The organism is Streptomyces sp. NPDC054840, assembly GCF_053611065.1.
In genome coordinates, this window is the sequence record NZ_JBSGZP010000811.1 from 1 (window position 1) to 2981 (window position 2981).

2 protein-coding genes are annotated in these 2981 nt (G+C 76.1%); both read left to right on the forward strand.

Annotated features, from left to right (window positions below):
* Positions 1-2687 (forward strand): non-ribosomal peptide synthetase (locus tag ACWGIU_RS34385; protein WP_453712026.1); only part of this gene is annotated, 2687 nt, incomplete at its 5' end.
* Between the two features lie 52 nt (positions 2688-2739).
* Positions 2740-2940 carry an MbtH family protein gene (locus tag ACWGIU_RS34390; RefSeq protein WP_030756641.1) on the forward strand — a complete coding sequence of 67 codons (201 nt, stop codon included), beginning with the start codon at positions 2740-2742 and terminating at the stop codon, positions 2938-2940.
* Positions 2941-2981 lie beyond the last annotated feature (41 nt).

Consider the following 2981-nt stretch of genomic DNA (forward strand, 5'->3'; position numbering starts at 1 on the left):
CGGTGGCCGATCCCTCGACCCCGCTGGGCGCCCTGCCCCTGATGGGTCCGGCCGAGGAGCGCCGGATCCTGCGCGCGGGCGGCGGGTCCCCCGAGCCGGCCGCGGACCGGCCGTTGCCCGTGCTCGTCGGCGAGCAGGCCTCCCGTACGCCGGAGGCCGTCGCCGTGGACGACGGCGGGCGGAGCCTGACGTACGCCGGGCTGTGGGAGGTCTCGGGCCGGCTGGCCCGGGAGCTGGTCCGCCTCGGTGTGGGTGCGGAGACGGCGGTGGCGGTCTGCGCGGAGCGCTCCGTGCTGCTGCCTGCGGCGCTGCTGGGCGTGCTGCGCTCCGGCGGCATGTACGTGCCCGTGGACCCCGGCTATCCGGCGGACCGGATCGGCTACATGCTCGCGGACAGCGGCGCGCGGGTGCTGGTGGTGTCGGGACTGCCCGCCGCCGCGCAGGCCCCGGACGGGGTCGCCGTGGTGGACCTCGACGCGCTGGCCGGGGACGGGAGCACGCCGGCCGGACCCGGCCCGGTGCCGCCGGAGCGGGGGCCGGAGCCGGAGCAGGCGGCGTACGCCTTGTACACCTCGGGCTCGACGGGACGCCCGAAGGGGGTCACCGTCCCGCACGGGGCGCTGGCCAACTTCACCCGGGACATGGTGCACAGGCTGGACCTGAGGGCCGGGGACACGGTCGCGGCCGTCACCACGGCCTCCTTCGACATCGCCGTGCTGGAGCTGCTGGTCCCGCTGGTGTGCGGGGCGACCGTACGGGTCGTCGACCGGGAGACCGCACGGGACGGCACCCTGCTCGCGAAGGAGCTGGACTCGGCGCCGGTGACGGTCGTCCAGGCCACTCCGGCCACCTGGCACCAGCTGATGGAGTCCGGCTGGCAGGCGCCGCACGTACGGGCGCTGTGCGGCGGCGAGGCGCTGCCGTCGGCCCTGGCCGAGCGGATGCGTACGGCGCTGGGCGCCGTCTGGAACGTGTACGGGCCGACGGAGACCACCGTCTGGTCCACCGCGCACCGGCTGTCCGGTCCGGTCGGCGAGGGCCCGGTGCCGATCGGCTCGGCGCTCGCCAACACCCGGCTGCACGTGCTGGACGGGGGACTGCGCCCGGTCCCGGTCGGCGTGTTCGGTGAGCTGTACATCGGCGGCGACGGGGTGGCCCGCGGCTACCACGGGCGGCCGGGGCTCACGGCGGACCGTTTCGTGCCCGATCCGTACGCGGCGGGCGGCCGGCTGTACCGCACCGGTGACCTCGTACGCCGGCTCGCGGACGGCAGCCTGGAGTACCGGGGCCGGGCGGACGGCCAGGTGAAGGTGCGCGGCCACCGCATGGAGCTCGGCGAGATCGAGTCCGCGCTCGCCCGCCACCCGCGGGTGCTGGGGGCGGCGGTGGCCGTCCACGGCACGGGGGTGGACGCCGTCCTGGCCGGCTACGTGACCTGGCGGGACGAGGAGGGCGACGTGCGGGAACTCGGCGACTTCCTGCGCCAGGACCTCCCCGAGTACATGGTTCCGGCCGTCCTCACCGCGCTGGAGCGACTCCCGCTCACCCCGAACGGCAAGCTCGACCGCAAGGCGCTGCCCGCTCCTTCGGCGGACGTGGCGCGCGGCGACGGGGCGGGGCGGATCGCTCCGCGCGACACGACCGAGCTGCGGATGGCGCGGCTGTGGGAGCAGACGCTGGGGACGGCCCCGATCGGGGTGCGCGACGACTTCTTCGCACTCGGTGGCCACTCGCTCAAGGCGTTCGCCCTGATGGCGGCCGTGCGCCGGGAGTTCGGGGTGGAGCTGCCGCTGAACCTGGTGTTCCGCCGGCGCACCGTGGAGCTTTTGTGCGAGGCGCTGCCGGATGCGGGGGCGGCCGCGGCGAGGCTGCTGGTCCCGCTGGCCGACGGGGACCCGTCCCGGCCGCCGCTGGTCCTCGTCCACCCGCGGGGCGGCGACGTCGTCTGCTACCGGGACCTGGTGCGGGACCTGTCCGCCCGCCCCGGCGGCGACCGGCGGATCCTCGGCCTGGAGTCGGTGGGCTACAACACCGGCGAGCGGCCGTTGGATCGGGTGCCCGAGATGGCCGAGCGCTACCTGGCCGCGCTCCGCGAGGAGCAGCCGCACGGCCCGTACCTGCTGGCCGGCTGGTCGTTCGGCGGGACGGTGGCCTACGAGATGGCCGCCCGGCTGGAGGCCGCCGGTGAGGAGGTCGCCTTCCTCGGCCTGATCGACGCGGCCGCGCCGGGGACGGCTCCCGGCAGCCGGTCCGGTACGGCTCCCGGGCCGGGCGATCCGGACCTGCTGCGGTACGGCATCGCCGCCGGGATCGACGCCGGCTCGGCGCGCGAACTGGACGAGGAGGAACTGCTCGACGCCCTGGTGCGCCGGGGCCGCGAGGAGGGCACCCTCCCCCGTACGTCCCCCACGGAGGCCCTGCGCCGACTGCTGCGGGTCGCCGAGGCGAACGGGGCGGCCTCCGCCGCCTACCGCACGGACGCCGTCCTCGCCGTCGGCCTGCACCTCTTCACGGTCGACGAGCGGCACCCGGAGCTCGCGACCCCGCTGGTGGACCCGGCGGCCTGGCGGCCGCGCACCGCGGCCGGCGTCGAACGGGCGGCGGTGCCGGGCAACCACCACGACCTGGTGGACCCCCCGCACTGCGCCGCCCTGGCGGAGCTGCTGGCCGCGGCCCTGCCCTCCTGACCCGCTCCACCCCTTATCCCTTCCGCATCCCTGATCCATCGAGGAGAACACCGTGAACGACGCGTCCCCGCAGCAGTACCTGGTCGTGGCCAACGACGAGGAGCAGTACTCCCTCTGGGAGGCCGGCCGGCCCGTCCCGCTCGGCTGGCACGACCAGGACGTACGCGGCACCAAGGAGGAGTGCCTGGCGCACATCGAGCGGGTGTGGACGGACATGCGTCCGCTCAGCCTCCGCGTGAGCATGGCCGGCTGACCCGACGATCCCCGGGCACCACGCCGCCCGGCAGACCCCAC